Annotated in this window: 18 protein-coding genes and 1 tRNA gene; 9 read left to right on the plus strand and 10 right to left on the minus strand. The window is 63.7% G+C overall.

Annotated features, from left to right (window positions below; all coding sequences use genetic code 11):
• Positions 1 to 166: 166 nt before the first annotated feature.
• The 3 genes from ampE to AC1RB9_RS23525 all read right to left on the minus strand — a co-directional run bounded on the left by ampE (position 167) and on the right by AC1RB9_RS23525 (position 3,981).
• Positions 167 to 1,003: a regulatory signaling modulator protein AmpE gene (gene ampE, locus AC1RB9_RS23515; protein ID WP_003141346.1), complete on the minus strand. Its 837-nt coding sequence runs from the start codon at positions 1,001 to 1,003 to the stop codon at positions 167 to 169.
• Positions 1,000 to 1,566 carry a 1,6-anhydro-N-acetylmuramyl-L-alanine amidase AmpD gene (gene ampD, locus AC1RB9_RS23520; protein WP_003112844.1) on the minus strand — a complete coding sequence of 189 codons (567 nt, stop codon included), beginning with the start codon at positions 1,564 to 1,566 and terminating at the stop codon, positions 1,000 to 1,002. The genes ampE and ampD overlap by 4 nt, the downstream gene beginning before the upstream one ends.
• A 150-nt stretch (positions 1,567 to 1,716) precedes the next feature.
• On the minus strand, positions 1,717 to 3,981 hold the full coding sequence (locus tag AC1RB9_RS23525) for a DUF1631 domain-containing protein (RefSeq protein ID WP_003161759.1): 2,265 nt from the start codon (positions 3,979 to 3,981) through the stop codon (positions 1,717 to 1,719).
• A 285-nt stretch (positions 3,982 to 4,266) separates the two neighbouring features.
• Between AC1RB9_RS23525 and nadC the strand changes: the two genes are divergently transcribed.
• Complete coding sequence (gene nadC, locus AC1RB9_RS23530) at positions 4,267 to 5,115, plus strand: carboxylating nicotinate-nucleotide diphosphorylase (RefSeq protein WP_003116246.1); 849 nt, start codon at positions 4,267 to 4,269, stop codon at positions 5,113 to 5,115.
• Positions 5,116 to 5,167: 52 nt separating this feature from the next.
• On the opposite strand, the gene AC1RB9_RS23535 is transcribed toward nadC, so the two are convergent.
• The 3 genes from AC1RB9_RS23535 to AC1RB9_RS23545 form a co-directional block, all read right to left on the minus strand.
• Positions 5,168 to 5,243 (minus strand) — tRNA-Thr (locus AC1RB9_RS23535).
• Positions 5,244 to 5,295: 52 nt separating this feature from the next.
• Complete coding sequence (locus tag AC1RB9_RS23540; protein WP_223818287.1) at positions 5,296 to 6,609, minus strand: O-antigen ligase family protein; 1,314 nt, start codon at positions 6,607 to 6,609, stop codon at positions 5,296 to 5,298.
• 157 nt (positions 6,610 to 6,766) lie between these two features.
• Positions 6,767 to 7,231: a pilin gene (locus AC1RB9_RS23545; RefSeq protein WP_003455732.1), complete on the minus strand. Its 465-nt coding sequence runs from the start codon at positions 7,229 to 7,231 to the stop codon at positions 6,767 to 6,769.
• Positions 7,232 to 7,461: 230 nt separating this feature from the next.
• On the opposite strand from AC1RB9_RS23545, the gene pilB reads away from it, so the two are divergent.
• Genes pilB through yacG form a run of 5 tightly spaced genes read left to right on the plus strand, consistent with a single transcriptional unit; the run spans position 7,462 to position 12,061 of the window.
• The gene (gene pilB, locus AC1RB9_RS23550) at positions 7,462 to 9,162 is read left to right on the plus strand and encodes a type IV-A pilus assembly ATPase PilB (RefSeq protein WP_003107297.1); all 1,701 of its coding nucleotides are present in this window, start codon (positions 7,462 to 7,464) and stop codon (positions 9,160 to 9,162) included.
• Positions 9,163 to 9,165: 3 nt separating this feature from the next.
• Positions 9,166 to 10,383 carry a type II secretion system F family protein gene (locus tag AC1RB9_RS23555; protein WP_003161763.1) on the plus strand — a complete coding sequence of 406 codons (1,218 nt, stop codon included), beginning with the start codon at positions 9,166 to 9,168 and terminating at the stop codon, positions 10,381 to 10,383.
• Entirely contained in the window at positions 10,384 to 11,256 is an 873-nt protein-coding gene (gene pilD / locus AC1RB9_RS23560; RefSeq protein ID WP_003455739.1) for a type IV prepilin peptidase/methyltransferase PilD, read from the plus strand.
• On the plus strand, positions 11,253 to 11,864 hold the full coding sequence (coaE, locus tag AC1RB9_RS23565) for a dephospho-CoA kinase (protein ID WP_003112838.1): 612 nt from the start codon (positions 11,253 to 11,255) through the stop codon (positions 11,862 to 11,864). Before pilD ends, coaE begins: the two co-directional genes overlap by 4 nt.
• On the plus strand, positions 11,861 to 12,061 hold the full coding sequence (gene yacG, locus AC1RB9_RS23570) for a DNA gyrase inhibitor YacG (protein WP_003094656.1): 201 nt from the start codon (positions 11,861 to 11,863) through the stop codon (positions 12,059 to 12,061). Before coaE ends, yacG begins: the two co-directional genes overlap by 4 nt.
• 36 nt (positions 12,062 to 12,097) lie before the next feature.
• On the opposite strand, the gene AC1RB9_RS23575 is transcribed toward yacG, so the two are convergent.
• From AC1RB9_RS23575 to AC1RB9_RS23590, 4 genes are all read right to left on the minus strand, one after another.
• Positions 12,098 to 12,307, minus strand: a complete 210-nt coding sequence (locus AC1RB9_RS23575; RefSeq protein WP_003094660.1) for a hypothetical protein — start codon at positions 12,305 to 12,307, stop codon at positions 12,098 to 12,100.
• A 105-nt stretch (positions 12,308 to 12,412) separates the two neighbouring features.
• Positions 12,413 to 13,102, minus strand: a complete 690-nt coding sequence (locus tag AC1RB9_RS23580) for an energy-coupling factor ABC transporter permease (RefSeq protein ID WP_003103868.1) — start codon at positions 13,100 to 13,102, stop codon at positions 12,413 to 12,415.
• Positions 13,099 to 13,569: a hypothetical protein gene (locus tag AC1RB9_RS23585; RefSeq protein WP_003094664.1), complete on the minus strand. Its 471-nt coding sequence runs from the start codon at positions 13,567 to 13,569 to the stop codon at positions 13,099 to 13,101. Before AC1RB9_RS23585 ends, AC1RB9_RS23580 begins: the two co-directional genes overlap by 4 nt.
• Entirely contained in the window at positions 13,566 to 13,991 is a 426-nt protein-coding gene (locus tag AC1RB9_RS23590) for a GNAT family N-acetyltransferase (RefSeq protein ID WP_003116252.1), read from the minus strand. The genes AC1RB9_RS23585 and AC1RB9_RS23590 overlap by 4 nt, the downstream gene beginning before the upstream one ends.
• Before the next feature lie 132 nt (positions 13,992 to 14,123).
• On the opposite strand from AC1RB9_RS23590, the gene AC1RB9_RS23595 reads away from it, so the two are divergent.
• The 3 genes from AC1RB9_RS23595 to AC1RB9_RS23605 are packed head-to-tail and all read left to right on the plus strand — an operon-like array spanning position 14,124 to position 15,395.
• Positions 14,124 to 14,753 (plus strand): DUF1780 domain-containing protein, encoded by a 630-nt coding sequence (locus tag AC1RB9_RS23595; protein WP_003094668.1) that lies wholly within the window; start codon positions 14,124 to 14,126, stop codon positions 14,751 to 14,753.
• Positions 14,750 to 15,199, plus strand: coding sequence for an MOSC domain-containing protein (locus tag AC1RB9_RS23600; RefSeq protein ID WP_003094670.1), 450 nt, complete (start codon positions 14,750 to 14,752; stop codon positions 15,197 to 15,199). The genes AC1RB9_RS23595 and AC1RB9_RS23600 overlap by 4 nt, the downstream gene beginning before the upstream one ends.
• A 25-nt stretch (positions 15,200 to 15,224) precedes the next feature.
• The gene (locus AC1RB9_RS23605) at positions 15,225 to 15,395 is read left to right on the plus strand and encodes a DUF3094 family protein (RefSeq protein ID WP_003094672.1); all 171 of its coding nucleotides are present in this window, start codon (positions 15,225 to 15,227) and stop codon (positions 15,393 to 15,395) included.
• Positions 15,396 to 15,403 lie beyond the last annotated feature (8 nt).

Here is a 15,403-nt window from a genome sequence, read left to right on the forward strand (position 1 = left end):
ATCGTTCTGAGAGATGCCGCCGCGTGGCGACATTGACGCACGGAGTCCGCTCGGTAATGGCCTTTCGAAATCATGCGGACACGTTCACCTGTGTACCCGATATCGGCCTGGTGTTCTGTAACTTAAGGTTAATGGGGAATCGCAGGCGGACTCCCCGTCGCTACGCTCAGAGGAACAGCGCGCAGAAGGCGAACACGGCATACCAGAGCACGGCCGCGCGCACCAGCAATTGCCAGAGCGCATCCAGGCTGGCGACGCCGGCGGCACCCAGTTCGACCGCTTCGACATCGCTGGCGACCCGTCCGGCCTTGCCCAGCAGCGCGGCCGCCGAGATGTCCCAGGCCAGCAGCCAGTGCAGCAGCACGCGGATAACCGCGAGGAAGTTGCCGACCAGGGCGAAGCTCAGCACCAGCGCACGCACCGGCAACCAGTCGAGGATATGCCGGACGCGCGCCGCCTGTTCGCGCAACGCCGGCTGGCGGGCGTGCTCCAGCGCCAGTGCCAGCAGGCGATAGGCCAGGGCCGCCACCGGGCCGAGCAAGGCATACCAGAAGATCACCGCGAAGAAGCTCTGGTAGCCCTGCCAGAGCAGATGGCCGTGCACCCGGCCGATCAGGTCGCTCTCGCTGCCGCCCAGGATCCCCAGATCGCGTTCGGCGACATGGAAGGCAGCCTGGGCCTCCTCGCGCCGCCAGGCGTCGCGGAACGGCCCGAGGTCGGCCATGACGTCGCCGCGGCCGAGACTGTAGACCACCACCAGAAGATGCAGCGGAAGACTCAGCCAGCCATAGGCCAGCGGCTGCAGCAATGTCAGCAGCAGGGCCAGCGGCAGCAACGGCAGGACTACCGCGAGCAGCAGCCCCAGCCAGGAGCGGCGGGACACCGAGGGCAGATCCTCGACCAGGCTCAGCCAGGCGAGCCAGGCGCCATCGCGCTGGATACGCCGGCGCCAGCCGGAGAACTTCTCCAGCGCAAGGGCCAGCAGCAACACCAGGAACGTCATGTTTCCTCCTTGGAATCGGTCAATCCGGCGCGGTAGCGCGACCAGTCGAAAGCCTCGCCGGGATCGGTCTTGCGCTCCGGGGCGATATCGCAGTGGCCCTGGATGCGTTCCGGGGTGATCCCCGGGAAGGCCGCGCGCAACAGCCGCGTCAGCCCGGCCAGGGCAGTGTACTGCGCGTCCGTGTACGGTTCCGTGTCGGTCCCCTCCAGTTCGATGCCAAGGGAGAAGTCGTTGCACGCCTCGCGACCGTCGAAGCAGGAAACCCCGGCATGCCAGGCGCGGTCGTGACAGGAGACGAACTGGGTGATGGCGCCGTCGCGTTCGATGAGGAAATGCGCGGAAACCGTCAGGTGGCGGATCTCCTCGAAATAGGGATGTTCGTTCGGGTCCAAGCGATTCTGGAAGAACGCCTGGACCTTACCGGTGCCGAACTGTCCCGGCGGCAGGCTGATATTGTGGATAACCAGCAGCGACACCGCGTCCCCTTGCGGACGCAGGTTGAAATTCGGTGAAGGGCAGTGGCGGACGCCACGGACCCAGCCGGTAACGGAATCGAAATGCATACGGGCTCCTGAACGAGCCCCCACTCTAATCCAGCGGCGCCGGAATGACGATCAGGCGGGCTCTGGATCGGCCGCTTCGACATGCGTCGAGGAAAGGTATTACCCGCAAGAAAGAAAAGACCCGGCATCCGCCGGGTCCTCGAGAAGCGGCTAGGCGCCCTTGAGGCGCCGCAGGTTGCCGATCACCGACTCCAGGGCCCGGTCGAACAGCAAGGCATCGTCCAGCAGGCGTACCGCCTGCCGGCGAAACTCCACCGCCAGGCCCATGCGGGTCTTTTCCAGGACCTTCATCCCGGTGCGATTGACGAAGATGTAGCGACCGGTGGGCCGGATCACTGCCGCCAGCTTGCAGCGCAGCTTGTGCTCGGCGTCCTCCTGGATCTCCACCCAACTGCCGACACGCAGCGCATCGACCCGCAGCAGTGCCTCGTCGTTGTCCGGCAGGCGCACTTCGCTCTCGACAGGCGCCGGGGCGGCGTCCGGCGAGGTCAGGACGATTTCCTCGACCACCCGCAGCATGACCGGCGCCCGGGGCTTTTCCGCGGCCGTGCCCGGGCTCGCTTCGTCGAGCAGGGGGCTGTCCGCGACCGCCGCCTCGCCGCGCTTGTCGCGCTTGTCGCGCTGCAGACCCTGGACATGCAGGGTTTCCAGCTGGCTGAAGAATTCTCCGGTGGAAAACGGATCGAAGGCTGCGCTGGCCAACCCCTCGCGCAGCGCCTTGAGCAGGCCAGGTACACGCTCCAGCAACTGTTGGCGGGACAGCGGATCGTCATGCGGGCCGACGCTCCAGATCAGCTCGTCCATAGTATCCAGGGCCTCCCGCCACTCGGCCGAAGCCTTGCCATGCTTGAGGCAGATCAGCAGCATCACCTTGCTCCAGGCATCCCGCAGCAGACGCACCACCACCTCCGGCAGGACCTTGCCGAGCAGTCGCTGGTTCAGCACCTGCTCCACGTCCTGCCGAGCCAGTTCGGCCTTGGCGCGGCCTTCCTCGGCGTCGCGGGTGCGCTGCTCGAGGAGCTCGCTGCGGCGGCGCTCGTCGCCGGTGAAGGCAATGAAGTCCTCCAGCAACTCGGCGAAGATCGCCGGGTCGTCGACGAAGTCGTTCAACAGCCGCATCACGACCTGTTCGATCTTCTGGTACAGGCTGTCGCGCCGGGCATCATTGTGTTCGGCCCAGCCCAGCGACGCGGATGCGATCTCGTTGAGCAGGCGACGCGCCGGATGGCTACCGCGGCTGAAGAAGGTCTTGTCGAGCAGGGCCACCTTGAGCATCGGGATCTGCATCCGACCGATCAGGGCCTTCAGCGAATCAGGCAGGGTGCGGTCGTCGAGAATGAACTCGAACAGCATCGACACCAGGTTGATGACGTCATCGTCCACCTGGCCGACCACCCGAGAACGGCCGCTCTTGTGGCTGACCCGCTGGAGCAGTTGGTCGACCCCGTCGCGGACGTCGAACTCCGCGGCGCCAGGGCCCGGCAAGTGCTGTTGCAGGTGGGAAAGCAGGCGCATCAGGTCGTTGCTGGAAATCGGCGCGGCATTCTCAGGCGTTTCGCGACGGTAGAAGGAAGGATTGTCGCGGACCTGCGCCAGCAGTTCCTGCAGCGCGCCGAAGACTTCCTGCTGGCCGCCGTCGAGTAGCGCAGCCTGTGCCTGCAGGGTCCCGGCATCGCGTACCGCTTCGGGACGGACAGCGGGCTGACGCCGCGGCAGTGCGGATTTGAGTTCCGGCAGCACGCCCGCAGCAACCAGGATCTGGTTGGCCTCGGCGTACAACTGGTCGCAATGGGCCAGGACGTACTTCTCGAACAGCTTGAGAATGATCAGCTTGACCTTGATCTCGACGCCGAGCCCCTGGCAGGCATCGAGGAAAGCCGCGGTCAGCGGACGCGGAGCGAGGGGATTGCTCTTCTCGTCGACCTTCCGGCCGACCAGGGTGTTCAGGCGGGTGCTCAGGTGGGCCAGCGCGGTGGCATCGCGGCTCATCACCCGCGCCACCATCGCGTCCACCGCGACGGACTCCTCCAGTTCCTCGTTCTGTACCAGGCTGAGGCTGTCGAAGGACACGGTATCCAGGGTCGGCACGGATTTGCCGGACTGTACCTGGTTGAGCGCCGAGAACTCCTCGAAGACCTTCTGCAGGTAGACCCGCTCGATACTCTTGCGCTTGAGGCGCAGGTCGCGCATGGCTTCGAAGAAAGCGTTCTGTTCGAGGTTGCTGGTGGCTCGGTCGGCCATTTCGAAGAGGGTGTCGTCGGCGTTGTCGAACAACGCCTGCAACGCCTGTTTCAGCTGCAACGCCGCCTTGTCGCGCACCTGCACGAGGATGACCGGCAGGCGCCCCGCTCCGGCGTTCGGCGACGGCTCGGAAGCGACCCTGGTCAGGTGCACCACATTGGCATCGTTCTGCATCGGGACTCTCCTGCCACCCTCGCGGCCGCGCATGGAATGGCAAAAATCGGGCACAGAGGATCGATTGGCGTCGTCCGTAACGTCAATTTCCAGGCGTCAAAAACAAGTATCTACATTCATTATAGAGATACTTTCAAATCTAGATAGAGGGTTTTCCTATAGACATGACTCTCTTCACACAAGCGAAGGCCGATGAATGGCGGCCGTCCCGACCGGCGCCCAGGCAGGCACAGACGCCGTCCGCCGCGCTCCGTATAATCGCCCGATCTCGTACAGGAGCCCGCCATGCCTAACCTCACCCTTGCCGACCTCCAAGGCGAAATCCAGGCCAACGTCCGCACCGCCCTGGCGGAAGACGTCGGCGGCGGCGACCTTACCGCTCAGTTGATCGATCCACAGCGCGAGGCCGAGGCCCGGGTGATTACCCGCGAGCACGCGACGATCGCGGGCCGCGCCTGGGTCGACGAGGTCTTCCGCCAGGTCGATCCGCGAGTGCTGGTGACCTGGCAGGTGGAGGACGGCCAGCGAGTCGAGCCGAACCAGATGCTGTTCCAGCTAAAAGGTCCGGCCCGCGCGCTGCTCACCGGCGAGCGCAGCGCGCTGAACTTCCTCCAGCTGCTTTCCGGTACCGCCACCCGCAGCCAGCACTACGCCGACCTGGTCGCCGGCACCGCGGTGAAGCTCCTCGACACGCGCAAGACCCTGCCCGGCCTGCGCCTGGCGCAGAAGTACGCGGTCACCTGCGGCGGTTGCCACAACCATCGCATCGGCCTCTACGATGCCTTCCTGATCAAGGAAAACCACATCGCCGCCTGCGGCGGTATCGACCGGGCAATCGCCGAGGCCCGGCGCATAGCACCCGGCAAGCCGGTGGAAGTGGAAGTGGAGAACCTCGATGAACTGCGCCAGGCGCTGGAGGCCGGTGCCGATATCGTCATGCTCGACGAACTCAGCCTGGACGACATGCGCACCGCCGTCGCCCTCACTGCCGGCCGTGCCAAGCTGGAAGCTTCCGGCGGAATCAACGAGAGCACCCTGCGCAACATCGCCGAGACCGGCGTCGACTACATCTCCATCGGCACCCTGACCAAGGACGTCAGGGCCGTCGACCTGTCCATGCGCCTCACCCTCTGAACGAATCGCAGGCAATAAAAAGCCCCGCCGAAGCGGGGCTTTTTATTGCGACTGGTGCCGGATAGAGGAATCGAACCCCCGACCTTCTCATTACGAATGAGCTGCTCTACCGACTGAGCTAATCCGGCGGCGCGGGGAAGGTATCACTCGGCACAGCCGGATTTCAACCGATATTCCCCCTTACATGGGAATCCAGCCCTGAATCCAGAAACGTGGTGCCTCGCCGCCGCCGTGGATTTCCAGGTAGCGCTCCTCGGCCGCGGTCAGCCCCGGCACCTCGAGCAACAGCACGCGCCCCAGCACGACAATGACAACGACAGCCAGGCCCCGACAGAGCCAGCGCTGTGCGGGGGACGGCGCGACCGGCTTCGACCAGCGCGCCATGGCGATGCCTACCAGCAAGGCCAATACGGTCTGGGTGAAGGGCATGACGAACACGCCGTCCACCTGGGCCAAGACCAGGACCGAAACAAGGGCCAGCCACAGTCCGGCGTCCATCGGATCGCCCTGTTCACGCAGGTAACGCGCGCCGCGAAGCAGACCAAGGATCATCAGCCCAACCACCAGAAGGCCAGCGACCCCGCCCCATTCGGCGAACCATTGCAGCAGCATCTGGTGCGGGTGGGCACCGACGCTGTTCGGCACCGCCGAGAAATGCATGGGCCCGACCCCAAGCAAAGGATGGGCTACGAACATGCCCCAGGCATCTCGCCACAACACGTCGCGCAGAGACAGACCACTGCGCATACCGGACATGAGGGTCATGTCGATACCTAGCCAGGTCGGCAAGGCAACCATTAACAGGAAATAGAGCGCCAACCCGACGAATGCCGCGGACAACTGGACGATCAAAAAGCGGCGCCCCACGGGACCAATCCAGCAAAGCGCGAGATGCGCGACGGCGAAACCCAACCAGAGCCCACGCCCAGCCAAGGCGAAGGAGATGCACCACTGGATGGCCAGCAGCAGCATGACAAGCCAGGACAGCCTGAACCGCCCGGTCTCTCGCAGGTACAGCCCCAGCGCAGCCATCAGCGGCAGCAGCATGGCCTGGAACTGCCCCATGCTCCGGACGTTGGAAAAGCCGCTGAGCAAAACCCTGGGATTCAACTCACGGAGTCCGCTGACGAAGGCCGCGAGATAGGAAAGCAGGAACTGGTAGCAGAAGAACCCTCCCAACACGACCAGCCCCCAGATAGCGGCACGGCGAACCCACTCGGGACTGACGGAAATATTGAAGGAGAACAGCATCAGGCCGGAGAATACCGACCACTCCTTGAGCGCCCAAGAAGAATTATCAGAAAGAAAGGAGGAAAAAACACCCAGCCCGAGAGTCAACAATAGAGCGGCAAAAACCTTTCGCCTAATAAGCGAAGAAGGAAAATACAAGAAAAAAAACAGTGACGAGCCACTCAGCAACAGCAACTGGAATATGCGTTGCTGGTCGTGCCAGTTCGGAGAAACCCCATAATGAATTACAGTCGATAGCAGCATAGCCGCTATCAGGGATAGCAGTGCAAGCCCTACGAAAGAAGGCAAAGCAGTCCCGTCTTGCCAGATCACTCTTGTTCGATTCATCGCGAGTCCATAATGAAAAAACCCCGCAATGCGGGGTTTTTTCTTTTACCACTAGACCAGACCGAAAAGCCTATTAGGATTTCGGGCAATTGGCCGGAGCGTAGTTGGCTTTCCAGTTGGTCGGCGAACCAGTGATGCCGCAGGTCCATACTCCTTTATCATCACGCTTGACAGTGATGACAGCGCCAGCAATACCTTTACCAGAAGAGCCGCCCAAGGTACCAGAAATCTCCGGAGTTGCGGTATCAGCTTTGTCAATCTTGATCTGCCCCTTACCGTCACCGGTAAGCAGAGTAGAACGGGTAAAGCCAAGATCATACTCATCGTTTTTGGGAGAATCGTTGGAAACGAGCTTCTTGCCTTCCAGAATCGCCGACTCCGCAGCGGTCTTCAGCGCGCTGATTTCACTCACGGCACGGGTCACCTGGGTACGGGCGGTGTAGTCCTGGTATTGCGGGATGGCAATGGCGGCCAGGATGCCGATGATCGCGACCACGATCATCAGTTCGATCAGAGTAAAACCCTTCTGAGCTTTCATGAATATCTCCATGTGGTATGTATAGGCCAAACGCCTTCCCCCTTCAAAGCAGGTTGCATGCCAACCTTTCAAACGCCCTCCTTTCGCAACTCTTGCGGGGACTTCGAAAGTGTTCCGCTCTCCCCTGCCGGCAATATGTGACACTTTTTGGCATCTCGGAATCGTCGGTTTGGCAGCCCCAGGCATCTGCGTTATAAGTCTCGCTCCAAGCCTTCTTCAGATGTTCCCCAATGAACGATTCCACGCCTCTCAGCGGCCTTGCCAAGCAACTGGTCCTGAACGAACTCCTCGACGAAAAGACCGCCCGCCAGGCCCAGGTGCAGGCCGCGCGCAACAAGCAGTCGCTGGTCAGCCACCTGGTCCAGGCCAAGCTGGTGCAGAGCCGGGCGTTGGTCGAGGTGGCCGCCGAGCAGTTCGGCATCGCCTATTGCGACCTGAACAGCCTGGATCGGGAAAGCATTCCGAAGGATGTCATCAGCGAGCGCCTGGTCCGCCAGCACCGCGTGTTGCCGCTGTGGAAACGCGGCAACAAACTGTTCATCGGTCTCTCCGACCCGACCAACCATCAGGCGGTCACCGATATCCAGTTCAGCACCGGCCTCACCACCGAAGCCCTGCTGGTAGAGGACGACAAGCTCGGCGTAGCCATCGAGAAGCTTTACGAGGGCGCCATGGACGCCCTCGGCGACCTCGGCGATATCGATCTCGACGGGGTCGATGTCGGCAAGGCGGAAAGCGCCAGCCAGGACGACGGCGGCGACGATGCCGAAGACGCCCCCGTGGTGCGCTTCGTCAACAAGATGCTGCTCGACGCCATCCGCGGCGGCTCTTCCGACCTGCACTTCGAGCCCTACGAAAAGACCTATCGGGTGCGCTTCCGTACCGACGGCATGCTCCACGAAGTGGCCAAGCCGCCGATCCAGTTGGCCAGTCGTATCTCTGCTCGTCTCAAGGTAATGGCCGGCCTGGATATCTCCGAACGACGCAAACCGCAGGACGGACGGATCAAGATGCGCGTATCGAAGAACAAGTCGATCGACTTCCGCGTCAACACCCTGCCGACCCTGTGGGGCGAGAAGATCGTGATGCGGATCCTCGACTCCTCCAGCGCGCAGATGGGCATCGACGCACTGGGCTACGAAGAGGACCAGAAGGAACTCTACCTGGCCGCGCTCAAGCAGCCACAGGGCATGATCCTGGTCACCGGCCCCACCGGCTCGGGCAAGACGGTTTCGCTGTACACCGGTCTGAACATCCTCAATACCACCGACATCAACATCTCCACCGCTGAAGACCCGGTGGAGATCAACCTGGAAGGCATCAACCAGGTCAACGTCAACCCGCGCCAGGGCATGGACTTCTCCCAGGCGCTGCGCGCCTTCCTGCGCCAGGACCCGGACGTGATCATGGTCGGCGAGATCCGCGATCTGGAGACTGCCGAGATCGCCATCAAGGCGGCGCAGACCGGGCATATGGTGATGTCCACCCTGCACACCAACAGCGCCGCCGAGACCCTGACCCGCCTGCTGAACATGGGCGTGCCGGCGTTCAACCTGGCGACCTCGGTGAACCTGATCATCGCCCAGCGCCTTGCGCGAAAACTCTGTTCGCACTGCAAGAAAGAACACGACGTGCCGAAGGAAACCCTGCTTCACGAAGGTTTCCCCGAAGAGCTGATCGGCACCTTCAAGCTGTATTCGCCTGTAGGCTGCGAAAACTGCAAAGGCGGTTACAAAGGTCGCGTCGGTATTTATGAAGTGGTTAAAAACACCCCCGCCCTGCAGCGGATTATCATGGAAGAAGGCAACTCCATCGAGATCGCCGAGCAAGCCCGCAAAGAAGGCTTCAACGATCTGCGCACCTCAGGCCTGCTGAAAGCCATGCAGGGAATCACCAGCCTGGAGGAAGTCAACCGCGTGACCAAGGATTAATCCATGGCGGACAAAGCGTTAAAGACCAGTGTCTTCGTATGGGAAGGCACTGACAAGAAAGGCACCAAGGTCAAGGGCGAGCTGTCCAGCCAGAACCCGACCCTGGTCAAGGCGCAACTGCGCAAGCAGGGCATCACGCCGGTCAAGGTCCGCAAGAAAGGCATCTCCCTGCTGGGGGCGGGGAAGAAGATCAAGCCTATGGACATCGCCCTGTTCACCCGCCAGATGTCCACCATGATGGCCGCCGGCGTGCCGCTGCTGCAGTCGTTCGACATCATCAGCGAAGGCTTCGACAATCCGAACATGCGCAAGCTGGTGGAGGAGATCAAGCAGGAAGTTGCCGGCGGCAACAGCCTGGCCAACTCGCTGCGCAAGAAGCCGCAGTACTTCGACTCGCTCTACTGCAACCTGGTGGACGCCGGCGAACAATCCGGCGCCCTGGAAACCCTGCTCGACCGGGTCGCCACCTACAAGGAAAAGACCGAGGCGCTGAAGGCCAAGATCAAGAAGGCCATGACCTACCCGATCGCGGTGATCGTCGTCGCCATCATCGTTTCGGCGATCCTACTGATCAAGGTGGTGCCGCAGTTCCAGTCGGTGTTCGAGGGCTTCGGCGCCGAACTGCCGGCCTTCACCCAAATGGTCATCAATATCTCCAACGTGCTCCAGGAATGGTGGCTCCTGGTACTACTGATGATGGGCGGCGCCGGCTTCCTGCTGAACCACGCCTACAAGCGTTCGGAGAAGTTCCGCGACGCCACCGACCGCACGGTACTGAAGCTGCCTATCGTCGGCGCCATCCTCTACAAATCCGCCGTGGCACGCTACGCGCGGACGCTGTCGACCACCTTCGCCGCCGGCGTGCCATTGGTGGAAGCCCTCGACTCGGTTTCCGGCGCCACCGGCAACGTGGTGTTCAGGGACGCGGTGGGCAAGATCAAGCAGGACGTGTCCACCGGCATGCAGCTGAACTTCTCCATGCGCACCACCAACATCTTCCCCAGCATGGCCATCCAGATGACCGCCATCGGCGAGGAGTCGGGCGCGCTGGACGACATGCTGGCCAAGGTCGCTGGCTTCTACGAGCAGGAAGTGGATAATGCCGTGGACAACCTGACCGCCCTGATGGAACCGATGATCATGGCGGTCCTCGGGGTCCTGGTCGGTGGCCTGATCATCGCCATGTACCTGCCGATCTTCCAGCTGGGCAACGTCGTCTAAATGACCCTCCTCGACTACCTGGCCAGCCATCCGCTGGCCTTTGTCTTGTGCGCTATCCTCCTTGGCCTGCTGGTCGGCAGCTTCCTCAACGTCGTCGTGCATCGCCTGCCGAAGATGATGGAGCGCAACTGGAAGGCCGAGGCCCGCGAAGCGCTCGGGCTGGAGCCGGAACCCAAGCAGGCGACCTACAACCTGGTGCTGCCGAATTCGGCGTGCCCGCGCTGCGGCCACGAGATCCGCCCCTGGGAAAACATCCCGCTGGCCAGCTACCTGGCGCTGGGCGGCAAGTGTTCGTCCTGCAAGGCCGCCATCGGCAAACGCTACCCCCTGGTGGAACTGGCCACCGCGCTACTTTCCGGCTACGTCGCCTGGCATTTCGGCTTCACCTGGCAGGCGGGCGCGATGCTCCTGCTGACCTGGGGTCTGCTGGCGATGAGCCTGATCGATGCCGCTCACCAACTGCTGCCGGACGTGCTGGTGCTGCCGCTGCTCTGGCTGGGCCTGATCGCCAACCATTTCGGCCTCTTCGCCAGCCTCGACGATGCGCTGTTCGGCGCGGTGTTCGGCTACCTGAGCCTGTGGTCGGTGTTCTGGCTGTTCAAGCTGGTGACCGGCAAGGAGGGCATGGGCTACGGCGACTTCAAGCTGCTGGCCATGCTCGGTGCCTGGGGCGGCTGGCAGATCCTGCCGCTGACCATCCTGCTGTCGTCGCTGGTCGGGGCGATCCTCGGGGTGATCATGCTGCGCCTGCGCAACGCCGAAAGCGGCACGCCGATCCCTTTCGGTCCCTATCTGGCGATTGCCGGGTGGATTGCTTTGCTCTGGGGTGATCAAATAACCCGGACCTATCTGCAATTCGCCGGATTCAAATGACCCAACCCTGGATACTAGGCCTCACGGGCGGTATCGGCAGCGGCAAGAGCGCAGCCGCCGAGCATTTCATTTCCCTCGGCGTCCACCTGGTGGACGCCGACCATGCCGCCCGCTGGGTGGTGGAGCCGGGGCGTCCGGCCCTGGCGAAGATCGTCGAACGCTTCGGCGACGGCATCCTCCTGCCCGATGGCCAGCTCGACCGCGCCGCCTTGCGCGAGCGGATCTTCCAGGCGCCGGAGGAACGGCGCTGGCTGGAGCAATTGCTGCACCCGCTGATCGGCGCGGAGATCGTCCAGTACCTGGCCAGGGCCGAATCGCCCTATGCCATCCTGGTCTCGCCGCTGCTGGTGGAGTCCGGCCAGCGCCAGATGACCCACCGCGTGCTGGTGGTGGATACCCCGGAACATCTGCAACTACAGCGCACCATGCTTCGCGACAAGGTCTCCGAGGAGCAGGTGCGCTCGATCCTCCAGGCCCAGGCCCGGCGCGACGAGCGCTTGAAGCACGCCGACGACGTGCTGGTCAACGACGGCGACCTGTCCCACCTGCAGCGTGAAGTCGAACGACTGCACGCCTTCTACCTGACCTTGCGAGGAGGCCGAGCATGAGCCAGCCCCTGACCGTGGAGTGCCCGACCTGCGGCGCGCCCGTCGAATGGAAAAGCGACAACAAGTACCGCCCCTTCTGCTCCGACCGCTGCAAGCTGATCGATCTCGGCGCCTGGGCCGCCGAGGAACATGCGATCCCCGGCGACACCCTGGAAGACGACATCTTCTCCGCCGACCTGCCGCCTCGCGAGCATTGAACGCAACGGGCCAGCCAATCCGGCTGGCCCGTTCCTTCAGGGGCGCATGAAAGCGTAGTCGCGCTGGTCGTCGAGATTCTCCGCAAGAAACTGCAGTTCGCTGGCCAGGTCGCCAGCATCGCGCTCCGCCCGGTTCAGTTCGACGATTGCGCTGAGCAACGCGCGCAGGCGCATTGCCCGGTCCGCCTCGTCGCTCTTCGACAGCAACTCTCGCAGGCCCTCTCGGGCCCATTCATGGACACCCATGTTCCGCTCCTCACCTGGGAAAACGGCAGGATCGCGGCCGGCTTCGTCCGAAACACTGACGCAAGTCAGCCGCCGCCCGCCATGAACCTGGCGAATGACTGGTCATCAGGGCTTGCGCTCTTCGTCCTTCCAGGGCGCCTGCAGGTAGCGCGTGCGATTGAAGGTTTCCAGCCACTCCGGGTAGTAGACCACCAGGCCGGTGATCACCGTGCCGTTGATGAAGGCCTCGGGGAACATGATCAGCCACAGGTAACCGGCGAAGTCCTCCAGCCAGGGCGGCATCGGGAAAAGGCCGTCGATCCAGACCACGCCAAGGCCGAGCAGCAGGACCACCACCGCGGTGAGGGCCGCCGGGAAGAAACCGCAGCAGAAGATGTAGACGAACAGGTTGCGCGGCTGGCGCTTTTCCACGAACAACGCCGCCAGCTCCGCGATCAGCGCGGGGATCGCCACCAGCAGCACGCCGTTGACGCCGATCGCCAGCCAATCCTGGCGGCCGAGCAGGCACAAGCCCAGTTGCGCCACCAACCCCACCACGATCGCCAGCGGCCAGTCGAGCAGCAAGGTGACGGCGGTCATGCCGATGAAATGGAAGGACAGCCCCGATTCGAAGTCCCGGCGCACCAGCCAGAGCAGGAACAGCCCGAGCATGGTACCGAACACCAGGTGCTGGCGGCGGGTATCGCTGACCAGCTCGACCCAGGGCGCGCGCCAGGCGGCGAGCAGCAGCACCGGCGCATAGATGGCCCAGCCCAGTTCCAGGCTTTCCGCCGACAGCAACTCGGCAGCGATCACGGCTGCAGTTGTTCCAGGGCGATGCGCAGGGCCACCGGCGAATCCAACTGGCGGGTTTCCAACACGCGGCGCTGCTCCAGCCTGACCCAGAGCACCTTGCCCTCGTCCGAGGCATAGCGAGAAGCGATGGCCGCGTCGCGATCGAGCAGCACCGGATAACTGTAGTCACGCATGGCCGGCACCGCGAAAAGCCGGGAAATCAGCGCCGGCATGCGGCTGATGTCCGCCAGGAACAGCGCGTGGCGCGCCTCCAGGTAGCCCTTTGGGCGTTCCGCCAGCGCCGCCTTGACCAGCTTCGAGCCGTCCATGTCCCGCGCCACCAGCAGGACCCGGGTGGAGTCGTCCAGCGAGTGCGCCTTTTCGAACTGGTCCTGCAACGTCCAGGGCTCCAGGGTGGAGCCCTTCTCCACGGCCAGCGCCAGGCCGGGCAGCAGCATGCCCAGCAGAACCCAATGCAATCGTTTCACGCGTGTCCCTCCCGAGTGGAAAATACCTGGATGTCCTTGCGCCGCTCCCAGCCCGACTGGGCTCGCCAGAATGCCTGTGCCTCCTCGGCGGCATCCAGGACGAAGACATGGGATTTGCCGATCCCCTCCCTCGCCAGACGCGCCAACACCTCGTCGAGCATCTGCCGCGCCAGCCCCAGGCCTCGATAACCGGGATCGACCACCAGGTGCTGGAGGTAACCACGGCGACCGTCATGCCCGGCCATCAGGCAGGCGATCACCTCCCCTTCGGTTTCGACCAGCAGGCTCAGCCCGGGGTTGCGTTGAAGGTAGGCGAGGAAGAAGGGATAGGCGTCCTCCGCACGGAGGCGAATACCCGGCGTTCGCGACCACAGCGCGAAGAGTGCCGGGTGATCGGCGGCGATGACGCTGCGAAGTTGCATCGGAACGGCTCCGGCCCAAGGGGAACGGCAGTGTACACCGAGCCTCGCCGCTGGCGCGCTCCGGGACGGATTGTCGCGGCCGGAGCGCCTGTGGGCTGGAAAGCGGGCCCGCCGGCAGACTAAGCTGAGCCCATGAACGAAGCGGATTATCTGCGCCTGCTCACCCGTCAGGCCGAACAAGCCAACGACTTCCTCTCCAACGCACGTAAATGGGACCGCGAGCGCTGGGTCTGCCAGCGCTTCCTCGAGGCCCTCAACGTGCCCTATCGCCAGGAGGATTTCGCCGCCCCCGGGGAACAGCCGCCGGACGTCCTGTTCAAGGGTGCCGGCTTCGAGGTGTTCTTCGTCCTCGATGAAGGTCGCCGGCTGAACGAGGAGTGGCGCGAGGAACTGACCCGTCGCCGCCAGGCCGTCAGCCTGCGCCAACTGATCCGCCGCGAAGAGCGGCCACAACGGATCGCCGCCGCCGAGCTGCAGGCACGGCTGGCGCCAACCCTGCGCAAGAAGGCGCACAACTATAGCGAGCGCGGCATCGACCACGGCGAACTGGACCTGCTGGCCTTCGTCAACCTGAAGCGCGCGGTGCCCGATTTCAATACGCCCTTCCCGCCGCCCACCGAATACCTGCGCCAAGGCTGGCGCTCGCTGTCGATGGTCGGTCCGACCTTTGCCCGGGTGCTCTTCGCTCACTCCGGCGCCCCCGAATTCCTGCGCGCCAACCTCGGCCGCAGCATCCTGTTCGACGCCGGGGTAGGCCTGTGAGCGAAGGGCGGGTGAAGTGGATCGGCGTGCGCTCCGGCAGCCGCGCGCCGATCCAGGAACTGGAGGCGGTGGAGGCACGGCGCGGCCTGGGACTGACGGGCGACCACCCGCACCCGCCGCGCCAGGTCACCCTGGTGCAATGGGAACATATCGAGGCCCTCGGTACCCTGCTGGGCAGGCCGCTGTTGCCCAACGAGATGCGCCGCAACATCGCCGTCGCCGGCATCAACCTGCTCAGCCTGAAGGACCGTCGCTTCCGCCTCGGCGGCGCGCTGCTGGAAACCACTGGCTGGTACCAACCCTGCGGACGCCTGGAAAAGCACATCGACCACCGCACACTGAAGAGCGTGCGCGAACAGGGCGGCATCACCGCGCGGGTGATCGGCAGCGGAGTGATCCGCCTCGACGATCCGCTGGTGATCGAGCCCCCTGTCTGTCTAGAATGACCGACATCGAAAACGGAGGCCTGCCATGTCCAGCCGACTGAGCCCCGAAGACCAGCAGAAGGTCGAGCAGTACCTCGCCTCGCCGCTGCACCAGGTCGAGCGTGCGCCGTTCCGCCCGTGGTTCCTGATGTTCGTCCTGCTCGCCGTGGTCATCGGCCTGGGCCTGCTCAGCCGCCTCCTCAGCTACCTGGCCTGAGTCGTCCG

The organism is Pseudomonas sp. 20-5 (assembly GCF_056782835.1).

What these genes read in the sequence shown, in the direction of transcription:
- ampE (WP_003141346.1), bottom strand. Translation starts at nt 1,003, where the DNA reads ATGACGTTCCTGGTGTTGCTGCTGGCCCTTGCGCTGGAGAAGTTCTCC.
- ampD (WP_003112844.1), bottom strand. Translation starts at nt 1,566, where the DNA reads ATGCATTTCGATTCCGTTACCGGCTGGGTCCGTGGCGTCCGCCACTGC.
- AC1RB9_RS23525 (WP_003161759.1), bottom strand. Translation starts at nt 3,981, where the DNA reads ATGCAGAACGATGCCAATGTGGTGCACCTGACCAGGGTCGCTTCCGAG.
- nadC (WP_003116246.1), top strand. Translation starts at nt 4,267, where the DNA reads ATGCCTAACCTCACCCTTGCCGACCTCCAAGGCGAAATCCAGGCCAAC.
- AC1RB9_RS23540 (WP_223818287.1), bottom strand. Translation starts at nt 6,609, where the DNA reads ATGCTGCTATCGACTGTAATTCATTATGGGGTTTCTCCGAACTGGCAC.
- AC1RB9_RS23545 (WP_003455732.1), bottom strand. Translation starts at nt 7,231, where the DNA reads ATGAAAGCTCAGAAGGGTTTTACTCTGATCGAACTGATGATCGTGGTC.
- pilB (WP_003107297.1), top strand. Translation starts at nt 7,462, where the DNA reads ATGAACGATTCCACGCCTCTCAGCGGCCTTGCCAAGCAACTGGTCCTG.
- AC1RB9_RS23555 (WP_003161763.1), top strand. Translation starts at nt 9,166, where the DNA reads ATGGCGGACAAAGCGTTAAAGACCAGTGTCTTCGTATGGGAAGGCACT.
- pilD (WP_003455739.1), top strand. Translation starts at nt 10,384, where the DNA reads ATGACCCTCCTCGACTACCTGGCCAGCCATCCGCTGGCCTTTGTCTTG.
- coaE (WP_003112838.1), top strand. Translation starts at nt 11,253, where the DNA reads ATGACCCAACCCTGGATACTAGGCCTCACGGGCGGTATCGGCAGCGGC.
- yacG (WP_003094656.1), top strand. Translation starts at nt 11,861, where the DNA reads ATGAGCCAGCCCCTGACCGTGGAGTGCCCGACCTGCGGCGCGCCCGTC.
- AC1RB9_RS23575 (WP_003094660.1), bottom strand. Translation starts at nt 12,307, where the DNA reads ATGGGTGTCCATGAATGGGCCCGAGAGGGCCTGCGAGAGTTGCTGTCG.
- AC1RB9_RS23590 (WP_003116252.1), bottom strand. Translation starts at nt 13,991, where the DNA reads ATGCAACTTCGCAGCGTCATCGCCGCCGATCACCCGGCACTCTTCGCG.
- AC1RB9_RS23595 (WP_003094668.1), top strand. Translation starts at nt 14,124, where the DNA reads ATGAACGAAGCGGATTATCTGCGCCTGCTCACCCGTCAGGCCGAACAA.
- AC1RB9_RS23605 (WP_003094672.1), top strand. Translation starts at nt 15,225, where the DNA reads ATGTCCAGCCGACTGAGCCCCGAAGACCAGCAGAAGGTCGAGCAGTAC.